Below are 16,613 nucleotides of genomic sequence, written 5' to 3' on the forward strand. Positions count from 1 at the left end.
AAGGATCGCACTATGCATCTTTTTTGCCTTATATTTGATGACTACGAGACGCTTGATCTTATGGGTCCAGTGGAGTTTTTAGCAAGGGTGCCTGGAATAAATCTAAATTTCGTATCGTTTAGCAGTAAAATAATAAAAAGCAAGGCTTTGAAGTAAAAACAAAAAAGCTTTGTAAGATGTCAAAAGAGAGCATTTTGCTAGTTCCTGGTGATCAAGGCAAAGGATACTTGTAAATGAGGACAAGTTTATTTTTAAAGCTCAAAAAGTGTGTTTTGACTTCAAATTTTTGCCTTATTGTCTGCACTGACTCAGCCTTGCTAGCTCGCACTGGAGTGCTTGACGGCTTAAAGGCTACCTCAAATAAAAGATCACTTGGGTCGATGAAAGGATAAGGCGAGGCAGTAGAGTAACAAGAGCACGCCAACTAAGCAAAAGATGATAAATTTTACACGGCTTCAGGCGTAGCTGCTGGCATGGATATGGCCCTTGGCTTTATCAGTAATCATTTCGGTAAAGAATTAGCTCAAAGTATCGCAAATAAAACCAAATACAACTTGCAAAAGAGTGCAAAGATAGATAAATTTGCCAAAATTTATGGATACTAATCCGTGTAGAAAAATTCTCAGTATTTAGCTGCCAAAAGCTAGCCAAAACACCAGTGATTAGTTTCTGCGTCTATACTCTTCGTATTCAAATTCACGGATCATCTTTATCTCGCCATTTTCTTTTAAAAGCACTAAATCAGGTAGTTTTATACCATTAAATGTCGTGTTTTTCACGATCGTATAATGGATTTGATCTTCAAAGATGACGCGGTCGCCGATTTTTAGCTCACTATCAAATTTATACTCCGCATCGTCCGCTTCAAGACCCACTATATCGCCAGCTAAGCAGGTATTACCACCAAATCTATAAGCAAATTTGCCATTTTTACTCTCACCTCTAACTGCTGGGCGGTAAGGCATGAGCACGGTATCAGGCATGTGCGCCTCGGCTGAGGTGTCAAGGATGGCGATATCTTTCTCGTTATGCACGATGTCAAGCACGCTACTTATCAAAAAGCCAGTCTGCCAGCCCACGGCCTCGCCAGGCTCCAGATAGACCTCTACGCCATATTTCTCGCGAAAGCGCCTAACTATCTTTATAAGTAGCTCCACATCGTAATCAGCCCTCGTGATGTGATGTCCTCCGCCCATATTTATCCACTTCATCTTTGGGATAAACTCACTAAATTTCTCCTCAAATGCCTCCAGCACGGTCTGCAAGCTGCTAGCACTCTCCTCGCAAAGCGCATGAAAATGAAGCCCAGTGATGCCATCAAGAAGCTCTGGCTTAAAATTTGCCCTTGTGATGCCAAGCCTGCTAAATTTACCGCATGGATTGTAGCTGTCAGTCGGTGCTAGCGAGACCTCTGGATTTATGCGCAAACCGCAGATGATGCCATTTTGCAGGGCAATACCCTTGAATTTTTGCCACTGAGCAAAAGAGTTAAATGTGATGTGCTTTGAAATTTTTAAAATTTCATCAAAGTCCTCATCTTTAAATGCTGGGCTATACGTGTGGATCTCGCCTTTTACGTATTCGCTCGCAAATTTAGCCTCATGAAGCCCACTGCAAGTAGCTCCATCAAGGTATAAGCCCACCATATCCATCACTCCGCTAAACGCAAAGCCTTTGAGCGCTACTAAAATTTTAGCTCCGCTTTGTTCTTTGACATATTTTAAAAGCTCTAAATTTTTACGTACTTTTGCCTCTTCACAGACGTAGGCTGGGGTTTTTATGCTCTTTAAAATTTCGTTCATTTTTACTCGCTTTTTAAATTTTTAAATAAGTATATCTAAATTTATTTTTAAGTAAAATCAGCAAAAATCTCAAAGGATAAAACGTGATAGAGATCGAATTTCTTGGGCCTATCGGGCTTGAAAATATAAAAGTAGAGGCAAAAAATTTAGGTGAAGTAAAAGCAGCTTTAAGCGAGAAAGAAGAGCTTAAAAAATGGCTAAATATCTGTGCGGTTGCCGTAAATGACGAGATCGTAAGCGATATAAATTTTGCTCTTAAATCAGGTGATAAAATTTCTATTTTGCCACCAGTTTGTGGGGGCTAAGATGCAAATTTATAATGGAAGCTTAGATGTTCAAAGCATCACAAACGAGTGGTATGAACGCTTTAAAGATAAAAACTGCGGTGCGCTCATCACTTTTGTTGGAATCGTAAGAGAGGAAGGTGGCATTTCGGCGCTTAGCTTTGATATCTATGAGCCGATCCTTAAAAAATGGCTTGATGCTTGGGAGGAGCGGGCAAAAAAAGAAAATGCCTACGTACTCTTTGCTCACTCAAAAGGCGATGTAGCTGTGCATATGAGCTCTTATGTAGCAGGCATTGTGAGCCCTCAAAGAAAGGTCGCGCTAAGGCTTATAAACGAGTTTGTCGAGGACTTTAAGGCAAATGCGCCGATCTGGAAATATGACGTGATAAATGGCAAGAGAATTTATGCAAAAGAGCGCAGCCAAGCGATAAATGGTGCTGGAATTTTAGCTTAAAAGGAAAAATGATGATAACAAAAGAGAGTAAAAAAGATGTTTTTTGGGCGCTAGCCTTTGGGCTTGGGCTTTTTGCCTTTAGCATCGTTGGCTACTTTTATCTAGCTCTTGGCACAGCGTCTCTCTTTGGCATCATTATTGGCGCTCTCTCAGCGTTCTTTTGTGTTAGAAAAATTTTTCAAAACAACTTTTTACGTATTGAAGATGATGGGTTTATCATTACAAAAGGCTCAAAAAGCATAAAATTTTACTTTAAGGATATCGACGAGATCGCCATTAAAAGCTTTGGCGATAAGAAAAAAGTTGAAACATTAAGCGTAAAATTTAAGAAAAACCGTCTTGATAGAAATGCTTGCTTTGGATTAGTGCAACCACTAGGTGATGATTTGATCATCATTTTTGATAAATATGAACTTTCAAAATTTACAATTTCAAAAGAGCTAAGAGATAGGCTTAATAATTTTAGAGCCTAATTAAATCGACCTACGATTTAAAATTTTATATAACAATTATCAAAATTTTATACATTTTTCACATTAAATTTACACCATTTAGCTACTCTTGCAAAAATAAAATCAAGCATTTTATCTACAATAAGCTCGTAATTATGGATTAAAAATTTAAAGGATGACTTACATCAACTTTTATAAAGGGTTTTGCTACTACAATTCTGATAAAAGAAATCATAATTATATCTTTAAAAAGGAGTTTACATGAGGCCCATTTTAAGCCTAGCAGTTCTTTCATCACTGCTTCTAGCAAATGAAGCAAATTTAGACGTTATAAAGCCTATTAGAGAATTTGCTCCGCCACCAGTCATTACGCCAAACGTTGCACAAAGTGCCTTTGTAGAAAATCAATTTGACCGCACTCAAAAAGGCGAATACCCATTTGTTACAAATTTGCTTGATAACTCAGCTGATATGTTTCATATCTCGGCTGGAATGTATGGCAAAAGCTTTTACAATTCATCACTTTTTAAATATCGTGGCGCAAATTTTTACACCATCTTAAATGCAAATTTTACCAAAGCAAATAATTATAAAGATGGAAGTGGCAAAAGATGGGACTATGGCTACAATAGGCAAGGCCAAAGCGCTATCTTAGGTTTCGTGCCAAATGATATTAGCGAGCTTAGGCTTACGTTTTTAAGGGATAATATCGATAAAGACAAGCAGCCAGAGCACATGATGGATGCCTTTAAAACGACAAGAAAAGTCGGCAAGCTAAATATTAGATTAGGCGAAGAAGATCTTTCAAATACGCTAAATTTTGAATTTATCCTAAAAAAGGTTGAGCGAAAAGCTGATAATTTTCATCTAAGAGATGCCACTCCAAATGTGAAAGTGGATTTAAAGAGGAATATATTTGAGGCAAATTTAAAGTATGACGCTGACTTTGCAAGCTTTCACAATCAAATAGGCGCTGGCTTTGAAAAAGATAAGCATGACGGCAAAAGATACATGAAGCAAGGCAACAACTGGGTCTTTAATGGATACAGATTTGCTGATGTTAGAAATGATAAATTTATGCTTTTTGACACACTTGCTTATAAATTTAATGAAGCAAATGAAGCCTCACTTGCCTTAAAATATGAAGAGCAAAGAAGTAAGCTTAACGGACTTGATACTAAATTTTTTGCACCAAATCCAGCTATTAGCACGACTCGCGGACTGCTTCGTCAAATTTATGGTGAGGACGTAAGCGATAAGATCAAAAAAGACGCTTTTAGTGCAAGCCTAAAATATAAATTTACACCAAACGATAAGGATAGCTACTTTGCAAAGCTTGAGAGCTTATCTCGCTTGCCAAGTAATATGGAGCGTTTTAACGCACTTTATGGTGCAGACGATAAAGGCTGGATAGCAAATCCGAATTTAGAGCCAGAAAGACACAATAGAGCGGTTCTTGGCTTTAAATTTGGTAGCGAGTTTTATAAAGAATACCTAAACTCGCTTCAAAACAAAGATGCATTTAGCTTTGGAGGACATTTCATCGCTGATAGCGTTAAAAATTTGATCATTTTTGATAGACGCCACTCAAAGGCTGCGATGCCACTAATAAATAAAAATGCCGTCATCTCAAGAAACGTTGATGCAACGCTTTATAGTGTAAATTTAAACTCAGAATATAGCTTTGCAAGGCACTTTGGCTTAAAAAGCTCGTTTTATTATAACTACGGACAAAACAAAACTGATGGCAGACCGCTTTATCAAATAAGGCCTTTTGAGGCAAATTTTGCATTTGACTACAAAGACTATGCAAGCTTTGGTAGCTACAACCTTGGCACCGCACTAAGACTAGTTTCAAAGCAAACTAGAGGCGATTTTAGCAAGCAAAATGGTCTAGGCATCGATAAAAAAGAGGCGGCAAAAGGATTTGGTTTGCTTGATCTTTATGGCAGCGTAGAGTTTAAAAATAAAGTTGGCATAAGATTTGGCATAGCAAATTTATTTGATAAAGATTATGCAGAATTTATCAGCGGTGATCACGTGGCAGCGCTTGATCCAGTAGTCGTTCATGCCCCTGGCAGGACATTTTTCATTAGCTTTCACAGCAGTTTTTAAAGGAGAAAAAGATGTTAGATAGAAGAAAATTTTTAGGACTTAGCACGGCTTTAGGCGTTAGCGCTTTTGCACCAAATTTATTTGCAAAAGAGAGCTTTACTATGTGGGGCGCACCAGCGATCCCAAGCGTTATCATGGCGGTTGCTGCACTGCAAGGCGAGTTAAATAAAACTTATGATGTAAGCCTAAATATCTGGAAAACACCAGATCAGCTTCGTGCAGGTGTCGCTAGTGGAGATATCAAGGTCACGATGTCACCATCAAATGTCGCTGCAAATTTAAGAAATCAAGGGCTTGATTTTGCGATGTTAAATTTACTAACTCTTGGCGTTATGAACGCTATGGTTAAGGATGAAAAGATCAAAAATTTAGAGGATTTTGTAGGCAAAAAGCTTATCATGCCATTTCGAGGCGACATGCCTGATCTTGTTTTAAGAGCGCTTTGCAAGAAGAGGGGCATAGACGTTAGCAAGATAGACATCACCTATACAGCAACGCCGCCTGAGGCTCTGCTTTTATTTTTACAAAAAGATTTTGACATTTTAATAGTGCCACAACCTCTTGGTGAAGCGACTATTTTGCGTGGTAAAAAAGCAGGCGTTAGTGTACATTACTCAGTTGATTTTCCAAAAATTTGGGGTGAGAGCTTTGGTACAAAACCGATAATCCCAATGGCTGGCATTATCGTAGAAAGAGGCTTTTACGAGAAAAACTTAAATCTATTTGATACGCTTCATAACGATCTTAAAAATGCACTTTCATGGATACTTGAGAACAAACAAAGTGCAGCAAAGATAGGTTCAAGCTACTTACCAGCTCCAGAAGTGGCACTTGCAAATGCCTTTGACAAGGCAAATCTAACAGTGACAAAAGCAAATGAACTACAAAATGAAATCATGGCATTTTTTGAAGAAATTTATCAGTTTAATCCAAAATTTCTAGGTGGCAAGATGCCAGATAAAGGTCTATTTTTATGATACTAATTGATGGCATTAAAAAGGATCGCTCAAGCTTTTTAAAAATAATTGACTATTTTTGGGGCGGATTTAGCGGATTTGCCGTAGTTTTTTTGATCTTAGCCATTTGGCAAGTGGGAAGCGAGTTTAGCTCCCCACTCTTGCTTCCGCCACCAAAAGATGTATTTTTTAAAGTTTGTGAGATTTTAAAAGATTACAAAAATAGCGAGATAAATATAACGCTTTGCAGATCACTAGTTGGGGTTAGTACGGCGACATTTTTTGGTATATTTTTAGGGCTAATAGCAGGTAGCTTTAAAAGCTTTGCAGCCTTTTTAAAGCCTGTTATCACTTTGCTTTTGTCAATGCCACCAATTATTTGGATAGTGCTTGCTATTTTTTGGTTTGGATTTGGAAATTTTAGCACCATTTTTACTATCTTTATAACCGTTTTACCGCTTACTTTTGCAAGCTCGGCAGTTGCTATGAGCAGTGTAGATGAGGAGCTAAAAGAGATGTTTGATGCCTATCATTTAGGCTTTTTAAAAAAGATAAAACACCTTTATATCCCACATCTTACAAGTTATATCATAAGCTCTGTTAGTGTAGCTGTTGCAATGGGTGTAAAAATAGTCATAATGGCCGAACTACTAGGTGCAAATAACGGCATGGGAGCAAAGATAGCAAATGCAAGAGCAATGCTTGAAACAACCGAGGTAATGGCGTATGTTCTTTTAAGCATCACTCTTATCATGCTCTTTGAATACCTCATCATCGAGCCACTAAAAATAGCTTTGATGCCTTGGAGAAGATGATGCTTGAGCTTAAAAATGTAGAGTATGAAATTTTAAGAGATAAGGTCGTAAGGAATTTTAGCCTAAATGTAAAAAGTAGCGAGGTAGTTACGCTTTTTGGGCCATCAGGATGTGGCAAGACGACGATACTTAGGCTTATTAGCGGACTAAATGAGCCTAGAAAAGGGAAAATTTTTAATAACTTTAAAAAGACTACATATTTTTTTCAAGAAAATCGCCTGCTAACATGGAAAAATGCTCTTGAAAATGTGCTTTTGGTTATGGATAAACCAGACATTAACGCTGTTTTAGAGCTTTTTAAAAAGGTTGGATTAAGCCAAAAGGATACTTTAAAATACCCAAGCGAGCTAAGCGGCGGTATGAGGCAAAGGGTAGCTTTCGTAAGAGCGGTTGTAACAAAGCCTGATCTACTTTTGATGGATGAGCCTTTTTCTGGGCTTGATTATGATATGAAAGAAATTTTAATTGAAATTATTGGCCAAAGAGTTAGCGAAGGTATGAGCGTAGTTCTTGTCACACACGATAGAATGGAAGCTGTAAAGATGTCAAATAGAATTTATTTCTTATCAAGTAAAGGTGCAGTCATACAAAGAGAACTTGAAATAGACAAAGATTTCAAAGAGCGCGATTTTACTTTTATTAGCAAGATGATAGATGAAAATTTCAAAGGGCAAATTTATTATGATTAATAATTTTTTTACTCATCCTATGAGGATATTTTTCTTAATGAGTGCCGCCTGTGCGGTGCTTGGCGCTAGTGTGTTTTTTACTCCAACTGATTTTGTGAGCTTACATAAATTTATATTTTTGCAACTATTTTTGGCGCTTGCTTATGCTGGATTTTTGCTAACTGGACTAACTGATTGGACAAATTTTCAAGCGTCTTTAAAAATACACGCCTATATATTATTTTCACTCTTTTTCATAAGCTTTATATTGGCATTTTTTAGTCTATTTTTAGCACACTGCTTTATCACTCTTTTTTGGCTTTACTTGGTTTTGCTTTGTGTTTATATGATCTGGCGAGATAAAAATGATGATCAATTTGGCGTACTTGGCTTTTTATTTGGCATTTTAAGCTTTGAAATTAGTTATTTAATAAGCGGCAACGAAAAATTTTTAAATTTACAAGTTTTTATCCACGTGATCGCTATCTTGCTCATCTCTTACCGCGTTAGTGTCGTACTTGGAAAAGAAGCATTAAAAAGAGAAAAAGGCATGGATGAAGCTGTTTTTGTGCCAAATTTTATCTATAAAAATATCGCTATTTGCTGCGTTTGTGCTTTTTTGCTTTTAAATATATTTTTTGAGGAAAGCATGGGTGTCTATTATGCCGCGATAGCTTGTGGAAGTGCGGTACTTGCAAAGCTTAAAGAGTGGCACTATAAAGAGCTTTTTAGACATAGTTTTGTGATTTTATACTATTTTATGCAACTATTTTTAGCGCTTGGTTTTTTAGGCATCGGTTTTAGCGGCATTTTTGGGCTCCATCTTGAGACAAATTTTATGCATCTAATAGCGATAAATGCAGTAATTTTTAGCGTAATGCTTATATTTAATGTCGCAGGACTTCGTCACAGCGGACAAGAGCTTGAGTTTTTACGCCTTAGTAAGGTTGCTTTTATTTTAGTTCTTTTAGCTGGTGTTAGCAGAGGAATTTTGGCTTATTTTTGGAGTGGCTTTTACATTCATTTACCAGCAACACTCATAGCAATCGCTTTTATTTTTTGGCTCATAAATTTTTATGTGATCTTTAGGGATAACGATTTTAGCGATGATCCAGAGTAAAAAGATATTAAAAATTTATTCATTAATTAAAAAGAGTTTTTAAGTCTTTTTTGAAGTAAGTGGATATATAATTTGCGATATTTATTATCAATATTATAAAAAGGATTCTTTATGAACAAACTTACTTCTGTTGCTTTAGTAGCTTCATTTTTTGCAGTTTCAGCTCTTGCATTTAGCGTAGAAGGTGAACCAAAGGTAACATTTACTGGTTACAAGCTGGCAAATAAAACAGCCGTACCAGGTACTTTCAAGACGATAAATTTTAAAAGTCAAGAAAATGCAAATTTTGCTGATTTTTTAAAGAGCTTTGAATTTAAGCTTGAGCCAAAAGATATCGACACAAAGCTACCTGACCGCGATAAAAGGATTGGCATTATTTTCGATGGCAAGGCAGTAGATGGCAAGATCGTAGCAGTAAATGGCGACGATAAGGCTGGAGAAATGGATGTTGAGCTTAGCATAAATGGCAATTCAAAAATTTTTAAAACAAAATATGAAGTGCAAAATGGCAAGCTAGTAGCAAAATTTTCAGTTGATCTTGTAAATGATTTGAAGCTAAATGAAAGCTTTGATAAATTTGCCGCTGCCGCCAAACCATTTCACGGTGGAAAGAGCTATCCAGATGTAGATGTTGGATTTGAAGCGGCGATAAAATAACTTTCAATTTCGGCGCCAGTAAGTTAGCTTGCGCCGAAGTTACCTCTTTATCCTAGTTTCTTGCTCTGTGATACCGAAAAATCGAAGATGACGGATTTTTCATACAAAAAGGTGGCAAGAATGCGAAATTTTATTTTAAAGATATCGATGAAATCGGCATCCCCGAGATAGACGCCAAGCGCAGAATTAGTGTTTTTAATATAAAATTTAAAAAAGGTGGGCTAGCATACGACCTCATGCAGCCTACCGGCGATGATAATGCCGTGATATACGACAAATACGAGCTATCCAAGCACGAAGTTTTTAAAATTTAAAGCAGAAATTTGAGAAGTGTAATTAAAAATAATGAGGTTTAACAATGAAGATATCTAAAGTGCGTATACAAGAATTTAAACGTTTTAAGGATTTAACTATTGATTTAGGAGATAGCCCAAAGAAAATCATTGCTCTTGTCGGCCCAAATGGTTGTGGTAAAAGTAGTGTATTGGACGCTTTTATTGCATTAGGCCCATCTTTTGGTGCACGTATAGGAACAGACCCATCCGGTAGTGTTAAGAATTATTTTTTTAGATCAAATAATAAAAATTTCTATGAACTAATTGATATAGATTTTGTTGTAGGTGGTATTGTTTATAGAAAGGATGAACTGTGTAATATAGAAAAATATAAAAATAGTCTAAATAGTCTATTTTCGTTTAGAAGCCCATATAGATATAACAATGATTTAAATATTAAAGAAATTAGAGCAGTCAGCCCAATAGAGGAAAATAGATATGGTGCTAGCTATTCCGTTAGCATTGATGAAAAAATAGAAGAAAACTATAGGGGACTGCTTGCATATTTTAATTCATATAGAGATGACAATGATTTAAAACCGTCTGAAGCTAGAAAACATGTTATAGACCAACTAAATAATTCAATTAAAAACTGTTTAGATTTAGAAATAGTTAGTATGGGAGAAGTTGAAGGTGGCAATGGCACTTTATTTTTCAAAAAGCCTGATTCTGATGTAAAATTTTCTTTCAATAGTTTATCTTCTGGCGAAAAAGAAGTAGCTGATATACTTTTAGATTTATTTTTGAGAAAAGAAAAATATAAAGGCTCTATTTATTTGATAGACGAGCCGGAGCTTCATATAAATACATGTATACAAAGAAATCTTATGAAAGAGATAAATAATCTAATAGATGATGAAGGTCAAATTTGGATAACAACGCACAGTATAGGTTTTTTAAGGGCCTTACAAACGGACTTTATAGGCGATAGTCAAATCATTAAATTTCATAAAAACATTAATCTATCCGATAAAATAGAACTAAAACCCATTGATAAAAACTATAATGAATGGAAAGAAATTTTTGAAACTGCCTTAGACGATTTAACAGGCTTAATTGCACCTAAAAGAATAATTTATTGCGAAGGGAGAGCAGAATTAAAAGATAGCTATGAAAAAGGATTGGATGCAAAGGTATTAAATAATATTTTCAATAAAAAATATCCAGATACTTTATTTGTATCAAGTGGTGGAAATACTGAGCTAGACTATAGAAGTAGAATAGCGATAGCCATACTTGGAAAAGTATTTAAGGACTTGGAAATTTGGGTATTTAAAGATAGGGATATAGCTTCAGGCGGCAATGTGAGTGAATTTGATAGGCAAGAATACCTTGATGGTCAAGAAAATAGCTTTAGAGTTATGAAAAGATGGGAAATAGAAAATTATTTATTTGATAAAGAGATTTTAAAGGCTTATTGCGACAAAAAGGGGTGCCAATTTGATGAGAGTAGGTATGATGCTGTAGTAACAGATGTAGTAAATAACAATGTGAAGGATAAGGGTGGAGAAATTAAAAAGTGTTGTGGCATAACGACGCCTATTAATATTGAAATCTTCAAAGAAAATTTATCAAATTTTATTTTACCAGACACTTTGGTTTATAAAGAGCTTGAAGACTGCATATTTAATAGAAAATAAAAGATGGTAAAGAATTTTACCATCTTGTTAGAATATTTCTTACTTTACTTCATACCTCTCGCCCGGTTTCATCTCTATCATCTCCCACGGCAAGCCCTGCTTATTTAGCTCATCCATGAAAGGCTTGGCGTCGAAATTTTCCATGTTAAAGACGCCTTTTCCGCTCCAGATACCCTTCGCGACCATCATCGAGCCGATCATCGAAGGCACGCCCGTCGTGTAGCTCACCGCCTGCGCACCCGTCTCGGCGTAGCAAGCCTCGTGATCGCAGACGTTGTAGATGTAGACTTGGCGCTCTTTGCCGTCTTTTAGGCCACGTATCACGCAGCCGATGTTTGTTTTGCCCTTCGTGCGAGGACCTAGTGACGCAGGATCAGGCAGCAAGGTCTTTAGAAACTGGATCGGCACGATTTTTACGCCGTTGTGCTCGACCTCGTCGATGCGCAGCATACCGACGTTTTCTAGGCATTTCATGTGAGTTAGGTAGCTCTGTCCGAATGTCATGAAAAAGCGGATTCGCTTCAGCCCTTTGATGTTTTTAACAAGACTTTCAAGCTCCTCGTGGTAGAGCAGGTAGCTGTCTTTGACGCCTACTTTCGGATAGTCCCATTTGAACATTATCTGCATCGGCTTGGTCTCTTTCCACTCGCCGCGCTCCCAGTAGCGGCCCTTTGCGCTTACTTCGCGCAGGTTGATTTCAGGGTTGAAATTCGTCGCAAACGGATATCCGTGATCGCCTGCGTTGCAGTCTAGGATGTCGATCTCGTGGATCTCGTCAAAGAGATTTTGCTGTGCGTAGGCGCAAAATACGTTCGTCACGCCCGGATCAAAGCCGCTTCCCAGCAGCGCCATCGTGTTTGCGACTTTAAACTCGCCGTCCTTCGCCCACTGCAGCTTGTATTCAAATTTAGCTGTGTCGGGGTGCTCGTAGTTTGCGGTGTCGATGTAGGGGATGCCGGTACGAGAGCACGCGTCCATGAGCGTCAGGTCTTGATACGGAAGTGCGACGTTTAGTAACAGCTCGGCGCCCGTTTTTTTGATGAGTTCTACCACGGCATCTGTGTCGTCCGCGTCGATCTGGGCGGTATCGATCTGCACGCCCAAGCGGTCTTTGATAAATTTAGCGATCGCGTCGCACTTGCTTTTTGTGCGGCTTGCAAGGGTGATTTTTGTAAAAACGTCCGCGTTCATCGCGCATTTTACGGTCGCGACTTGGCTCACGCCGCCCGCGCCTATGATTAAGATATTTGACATTTGGGCTCCTTAAAATTTTAGTGATTTTAGCAAAGTTAATATAAATTTCTCGCTTTAAAAGGTAAAATAAGGCAAAATTTAAAGGTAAAAACATGAAGAAAATTTTGCCATTTTTAGCGCCTATTTGCCTCTTTGCAAGTAGCTGTGACGAGCTAATACAAGAGAGTGTGAGGGAGTTTTATAAAAGCGATAGAAATTTGGAGAGAGCCATAAATTTAGCCGAGCAAGCGACTGATGTCTGCTTAAAAGAGGGCAACACCGAGCAGGCGATCACTTCGCTCATAAATAGCGCTAGCATTTGCATGGTAAATAAAGAGCCACAAAAGGCGTTAGAGCTCTCACAAAGAGCCCTAGAGCTTGCGGCAAACGTTAGCGACAAGCTGCTACTAGCTCGCTCTTATCATAGCCTAGGTGCGGCACAAAAGGCGCTAGGCAGACACGACGAAGCACTTGCTAATTTTCAAGAAGCTCTAAAAATTTATGACGTCACGCCAAATACCCCAATGCGCGACGAACTCATCTGTATAAAAGGCATCGCTAGCGCCTACTACCTAAAAAACGAATTTGACAAAGCCCACGAAAACCACCTTTTAGCGCTAAATTTACTTGATATCACGCCAGAGTTGAGTGGCAACGAGCTTGTGCGATCAGAACTTTTAGTAGAGCTTGCTAACGACCTAGCAAAACTTAATCAAAAGGACGAAGCTACCCAAAACTACAAAAAAGTGCTTGAAATTTTAAATGGAAAAGAGCAAAATCCTCGCGCACGGGATCTTTTAGAGCGAGCAAACAAAGGACTAAAAGAGCTTAACTAAAGTTTTTCTTTAGACTTTTTAGCACGAAATTTGCAAGTTCCAGGCCTTTTGAGCGGTGGGAAATTTCAAGCTTTGTCTCGTTATCTAGCTCACCAAGTGTTTTATTAAAGCCATCTGGGATAAAGAGCGCGTCGTAGCCAAAGCCATTTGTACCACGCTCCTCATCTATCGCTTTGCCATACATAAAGCCATGCGTCGTGTAGTCGCCAAATTTCGAGCTAATGGCGATACAGGCGGTATAGTGCGCTGATGAACTCTCTAAATTTAGCGCCTTTAGCTTGCTAATTAACTTTACTCTATTGTTTGCGTCATTTGCGTTTTTACCGCATACTTTACCATTTTCATCAAGGTCAAAATAGCGAGCTGAGTAGATCCCTGGCTCACCGCCAAGTGCATCCACACTAATGCCGCTATCATCGCTAAGAGCGATAAACTCATTATCAAGCCCCTGCTCTTTAAGCTTTGCAAAGACGGCTTTAGACTTTATGAGTGCATTTTCTTGAAAACTACTGCCGTCCTCAACGATCTCAAATGGCTTTACAATCTCGCTTAGGGCGTAAATTTCATAGCCTTTCAAAAATTCTTTTATCTCTTTTACTTTGTCTAAATTTGACGTCGCAAGCACGATCTTCATTGCAAGAGCTCCTTGATTTTTGGGCGTATTTTACAAAAAAGTAGATTAAATTTTTAAATTTAAATTAGCGTTAAAATGATAAACTTAGTCCTTTTAAAAATAAGGAAAATTTTTATGTTAAAAAGCGTTTTACCACTATCTTTTATCATAGCAAGTAGATTTTTAGGTCTTTTTATAGTTTTGCCGGTGCTTAGCCTTTATGCCTTGAATTTACACGGAGCAAACGAATTTTTAGTAGGGCTAATAGTAGGCGTCTATGCGATCTCACAGATGATATTTCAGGTGCCTTTTGGAGCGCTCTCGGATAGGATAGGACGCAAAAAAACATTAACAATCGGACTTTTGGTTTTTATCATCGGCTCAATAATTTGTGCACATACAAGCGATATTTTTACCATGCTATTTGGTAGATTTTTACAAGGTGTAGGTGCTATCGGAGCAGTTGCAACTGCTATGATAAGTGACTATATAACAGAAGAAAAACGCTCAAAAGCCATGGCGATAATGGGAGCTTTTATAGGGCTTAGCTTCACGCTTTCGATGGTACTTGGGCCACTTCTTGCCAAAGACTATGGACTTTCAAGTCTCTTTTACCTAAGTGCCGCTCTTAGCTTACTTTGCATTGTACTTCTCTACACCGTTGTGCCAAAAGAGATAAAAGTGAGTGCTAAAAGTAAAAAAGTACCATTTGGTAAGCTGTTTTTACAAAAAGACTACATGATCATAAATTTCACCTCTTTTATGCAAAAGATGCTAGCAAGCATCGCATTTTTGGTGATCCCTATCGTTTTAGTAAAAGAGTATGGTTACGAAAGTAGCGAGCTTTACAAGATCTATTCGCTTGGCGCCGTGCTTGGCTTTTTGGCTATGGGGCTAGCTGGCGCCCTTGGCGATGGCAAGGGACTTAGCAAGGTCATCTTGATAGCTGGTACGCTGCTTTTTGCTCTAACCTACACCATTTTTGCCATTAGTTTTACACTTTTTATCTTCGTTTTGGGAGTTGCTATATTTTTTATAGGATTTAACCTTCACGAGCCCATTATGCAATCAACTGCAACAAAATTTGTAAAATCCTCACAAAAAGGCTCAGCCCTTGGTGTATTTAATTCATTTGGCTATCTAGGAAGCTTTGTTGGAGGTGCATTTGGTGGGTATATCTTGCACGCCTTTGGCTTTAAAGTACTCGCAATCATCTGCGTGGTGCTTTGCGTGATCTGGCTTGTTTTACTCTTTAGCCTAAGCGATCCAAGAATTTTTAAAAATATCTATCTAAGCCCTGAAGTAAGCTTAAATTTAGAGTTACTAAATAGCCAAAAAGGTGTGGTGGATTATTACAAAAACGAGAAAAATCAAGTAATCAAATTTGACTCTCGCCTAACAAGCGAGGCGGCTTTAAAAGAGAGCTTGAAGTTTTGATCTACGACGTCATCATCATTGGTGCCGGTGCTAGCGGACTATTTTTAGGAGCAAATTTAAAGGGTAAAAAGGTTGCGATTTTAGAGAAAAATAGTAGCGCTGGCAAAAAGATCCTAGCAAGCGGTGGAGGTAGATGCAACATCACAAATCGCTTCATAAGCGCTAAAAACTATCTTGGCGAGCAAAAATTTATAGAGCAAATTTTAAAGGTACTGACTCCAAATCAAGTTTTAAAATTTTTTAGCGAGCTTAAATTTAGTGAGCAGAAGCAAAATCAATTTTTCTGCGACAGTGGCGCAAAAAGCGTCTTAAGCGTACTTTTAAAAAGGCAAAATGCAGATATTTTTTATAACAAAGAAGTTCTTGGCGCTAAAAAAGTAGATGAAATTTTTGAAATTTTGACAAAAGATGAGAAATTCAGAGCTAGAAATTTAGTCATCGCAAGTGGCGGATTAAGCTATAAAACCCTTGGTGCGAGTGACATTGGCTATAAAATAGCAAATAATTTTGGCATTGAAACATCAACTCTTGCGCCTGCACTTGTCGGATTTAGCGTGCAAAAGGATGAGTTTTGGTTTAAAGAACTTAGTGGCGTCAGACTAAACGCAGATGTGGAGATAAATAGCCATAAATTTAGTGGAGACTTACTTTTTACACATAGAGGCATAAGCGGACCAGCGATACTAAACGCCTCGTTATTTTGGCAAAAAGGTCGAATTTATATAAATTTTTTACCTAAATTTAATAAGAAAAGTTTAATAAATGGCAAAAAGCAGCTTAGTTCGGTTTTGCCCTTGCCAAAGAGATTTGTGCTAGAGTTTTTAAAAAATTTTGGCTTAAAAGACAGAGCCTTTTATGAATTTAACGACAATGATAGACAAATAATAAAAAGGCTTTTTGCTTATGAATTTGCCCCAGCTGGGACATTTGGCTTTGAAAGAGCGGAAGTTACAAAAGGTGGCGTAAAGAGTGAATTTTTAGATGAAAATTTACAAGCTTATAACGTTAAGGGACTTTATTTTGTTGGTGAAGTCTTGGACATCACTGGCATGCTTGGCGGATATAACTTGCATTTTGCATTTGCAAGCGCTCTAAAGGTGGCTAGGGTCTTAAATCTATGATCTTCTAGAAGTTAGCTAATTTTAGATAAATTTTCATACTTTAAATAAGATAAGCAAGTTTTTTAAGTAATT

General features: G+C 37.7%; 19 protein-coding genes. 16 read left to right on the forward strand and 3 right to left on the reverse strand.

What is annotated here, in order from left to right:
- Positions 1-12: 12 nt before the first annotated feature.
- The 3 genes from FZ940_RS09690 (at position 13) to FZ940_RS09700 (ending at position 605) form a co-directional block, all read left to right on the forward strand.
- Positions 13-156: a type 1 glutamine amidotransferase family protein gene (locus FZ940_RS09690; protein ID WP_262367626.1), complete on the forward strand. Its 144-nt coding sequence runs from the start codon at positions 13-15 to the stop codon at positions 154-156.
- A gap of 77 nt (positions 157-233) precedes the next feature.
- Positions 234-392, forward strand: a complete 159-nt coding sequence (locus FZ940_RS09695) for a hypothetical protein (RefSeq protein ID WP_262367627.1) — start codon at positions 234-236, stop codon at positions 390-392.
- An 81-nt stretch (positions 393-473) separates the two neighbouring features.
- A complete protein-coding gene (locus FZ940_RS09700; RefSeq protein WP_262367628.1) occupies positions 474-605 on the forward strand; it encodes a hypothetical protein in 132 nt (43 codons plus the stop codon).
- Positions 606-662: 57 nt separating this feature from the next.
- Here the strand turns inward: FZ940_RS09700 and nspC are convergent, their stop codons facing one another.
- A complete protein-coding gene (gene nspC / locus FZ940_RS08235; RefSeq protein ID WP_148822205.1) occupies positions 663-1,802 on the reverse strand; it encodes a carboxynorspermidine decarboxylase in 1,140 nt (379 codons plus the stop codon).
- 83 nt (positions 1,803-1,885) lie between these two features.
- Here nspC and FZ940_RS08240 point away from each other — a divergent pair, with 83 nt between their 5' ends.
- The 10 genes from FZ940_RS08240 (at position 1,886) to FZ940_RS08290 (ending at position 11,301) form a co-directional block, all read left to right on the forward strand.
- Positions 1,886-2,107 carry a MoaD/ThiS family protein gene (locus tag FZ940_RS08240; protein ID WP_107824274.1) on the forward strand — a complete coding sequence of 74 codons (222 nt, stop codon included), beginning with the start codon at positions 1,886-1,888 and terminating at the stop codon, positions 2,105-2,107.
- A gap of 1 nt (position 2,108) precedes the next feature.
- Positions 2,109-2,543, forward strand: coding sequence for a molybdopterin synthase catalytic subunit (locus tag FZ940_RS08245; protein ID WP_148822206.1), 435 nt, complete (start codon positions 2,109-2,111; stop codon positions 2,541-2,543).
- An 11-nt stretch (positions 2,544-2,554) separates the two neighbouring features.
- Positions 2,555-3,016: a molybdate transport repressor gene (locus FZ940_RS08250; protein WP_148822207.1), complete on the forward strand. Its 462-nt coding sequence runs from the start codon at positions 2,555-2,557 to the stop codon at positions 3,014-3,016.
- Between the two features lie 240 nt (positions 3,017-3,256).
- On the forward strand, positions 3,257-5,110 hold the full coding sequence (locus FZ940_RS08255; protein ID WP_148822208.1) for a TonB-dependent receptor domain-containing protein: 1,854 nt from the start codon (positions 3,257-3,259) through the stop codon (positions 5,108-5,110).
- A gap of 11 nt (positions 5,111-5,121) precedes the next feature.
- Positions 5,122-6,087, forward strand: a complete 966-nt coding sequence (locus tag FZ940_RS08260; RefSeq protein ID WP_107709250.1) for an ABC transporter substrate-binding protein — start codon at positions 5,122-5,124, stop codon at positions 6,085-6,087.
- On the forward strand, positions 6,084-6,881 hold the full coding sequence (locus FZ940_RS08265; RefSeq protein WP_148822209.1) for an ABC transporter permease: 798 nt from the start codon (positions 6,084-6,086) through the stop codon (positions 6,879-6,881). Before FZ940_RS08260 ends, FZ940_RS08265 begins: the two co-directional genes overlap by 4 nt.
- The gene (locus tag FZ940_RS08270; RefSeq protein ID WP_148822210.1) at positions 6,881-7,570 is read left to right on the forward strand and encodes an ABC transporter ATP-binding protein; all 690 of its coding nucleotides are present in this window, start codon (positions 6,881-6,883) and stop codon (positions 7,568-7,570) included. The genes FZ940_RS08265 and FZ940_RS08270 overlap by 1 nt, the downstream gene beginning before the upstream one ends.
- Entirely contained in the window at positions 7,563-8,669 is a 1,107-nt protein-coding gene (locus tag FZ940_RS08275; RefSeq protein WP_148822211.1) for an NnrS family protein, read from the forward strand. The genes FZ940_RS08270 and FZ940_RS08275 overlap by 8 nt, the downstream gene beginning before the upstream one ends.
- A 111-nt stretch (positions 8,670-8,780) precedes the next feature.
- Positions 8,781-9,326, forward strand: coding sequence for a hypothetical protein (locus FZ940_RS08280; RefSeq protein ID WP_148822212.1), 546 nt, complete (start codon positions 8,781-8,783; stop codon positions 9,324-9,326).
- A gap of 358 nt (positions 9,327-9,684) precedes the next feature.
- Positions 9,685-11,301, forward strand: coding sequence for an AAA family ATPase (locus FZ940_RS08290; RefSeq protein ID WP_148822213.1), 1,617 nt, complete (start codon positions 9,685-9,687; stop codon positions 11,299-11,301).
- A 39-nt stretch (positions 11,302-11,340) separates the two neighbouring features.
- On the opposite strand, the gene FZ940_RS08295 is transcribed toward FZ940_RS08290, so the two are convergent.
- Positions 11,341-12,555, reverse strand: coding sequence for a saccharopine dehydrogenase family protein (locus FZ940_RS08295; protein WP_148822214.1), 1,215 nt, complete (start codon positions 12,553-12,555; stop codon positions 11,341-11,343).
- Between the two features lie 92 nt (positions 12,556-12,647).
- Between FZ940_RS08295 and FZ940_RS08300 the strand changes: the two genes are divergently transcribed.
- Positions 12,648-13,370 carry a tetratricopeptide repeat protein gene (locus FZ940_RS08300; protein WP_148822215.1) on the forward strand — a complete coding sequence of 241 codons (723 nt, stop codon included), beginning with the start codon at positions 12,648-12,650 and terminating at the stop codon, positions 13,368-13,370.
- Here FZ940_RS08300 and FZ940_RS08305 read toward each other — a convergent pair.
- Positions 13,363-14,004 carry a non-canonical purine NTP pyrophosphatase gene (locus FZ940_RS08305; RefSeq protein WP_148822216.1) on the reverse strand — a complete coding sequence of 214 codons (642 nt, stop codon included), beginning with the start codon at positions 14,002-14,004 and terminating at the stop codon, positions 13,363-13,365. The genes FZ940_RS08300 and FZ940_RS08305 overlap by 8 nt on opposite strands.
- Positions 14,005-14,118: 114 nt before the next feature.
- Between FZ940_RS08305 and FZ940_RS08310 the strand changes: the two genes are divergently transcribed.
- Complete coding sequence (locus FZ940_RS08310) at positions 14,119-15,420, forward strand: MFS transporter (RefSeq protein WP_148822217.1); 1,302 nt, start codon at positions 14,119-14,121, stop codon at positions 15,418-15,420.
- Positions 15,417-16,541: a BaiN/RdsA family NAD(P)/FAD-dependent oxidoreductase gene (locus FZ940_RS08315; RefSeq protein ID WP_148822218.1), complete on the forward strand. Its 1,125-nt coding sequence runs from the start codon at positions 15,417-15,419 to the stop codon at positions 16,539-16,541. The genes FZ940_RS08310 and FZ940_RS08315 overlap by 4 nt, the downstream gene beginning before the upstream one ends.
- Positions 16,542-16,613 lie beyond the last annotated feature (72 nt).

This window comes from Campylobacter concisus (assembly GCF_902460415.1).
Taxonomy (GTDB): Bacteria; Campylobacterota; Campylobacteria; order Campylobacterales; family Campylobacteraceae; genus Campylobacter_A; species Campylobacter_A concisus_Y.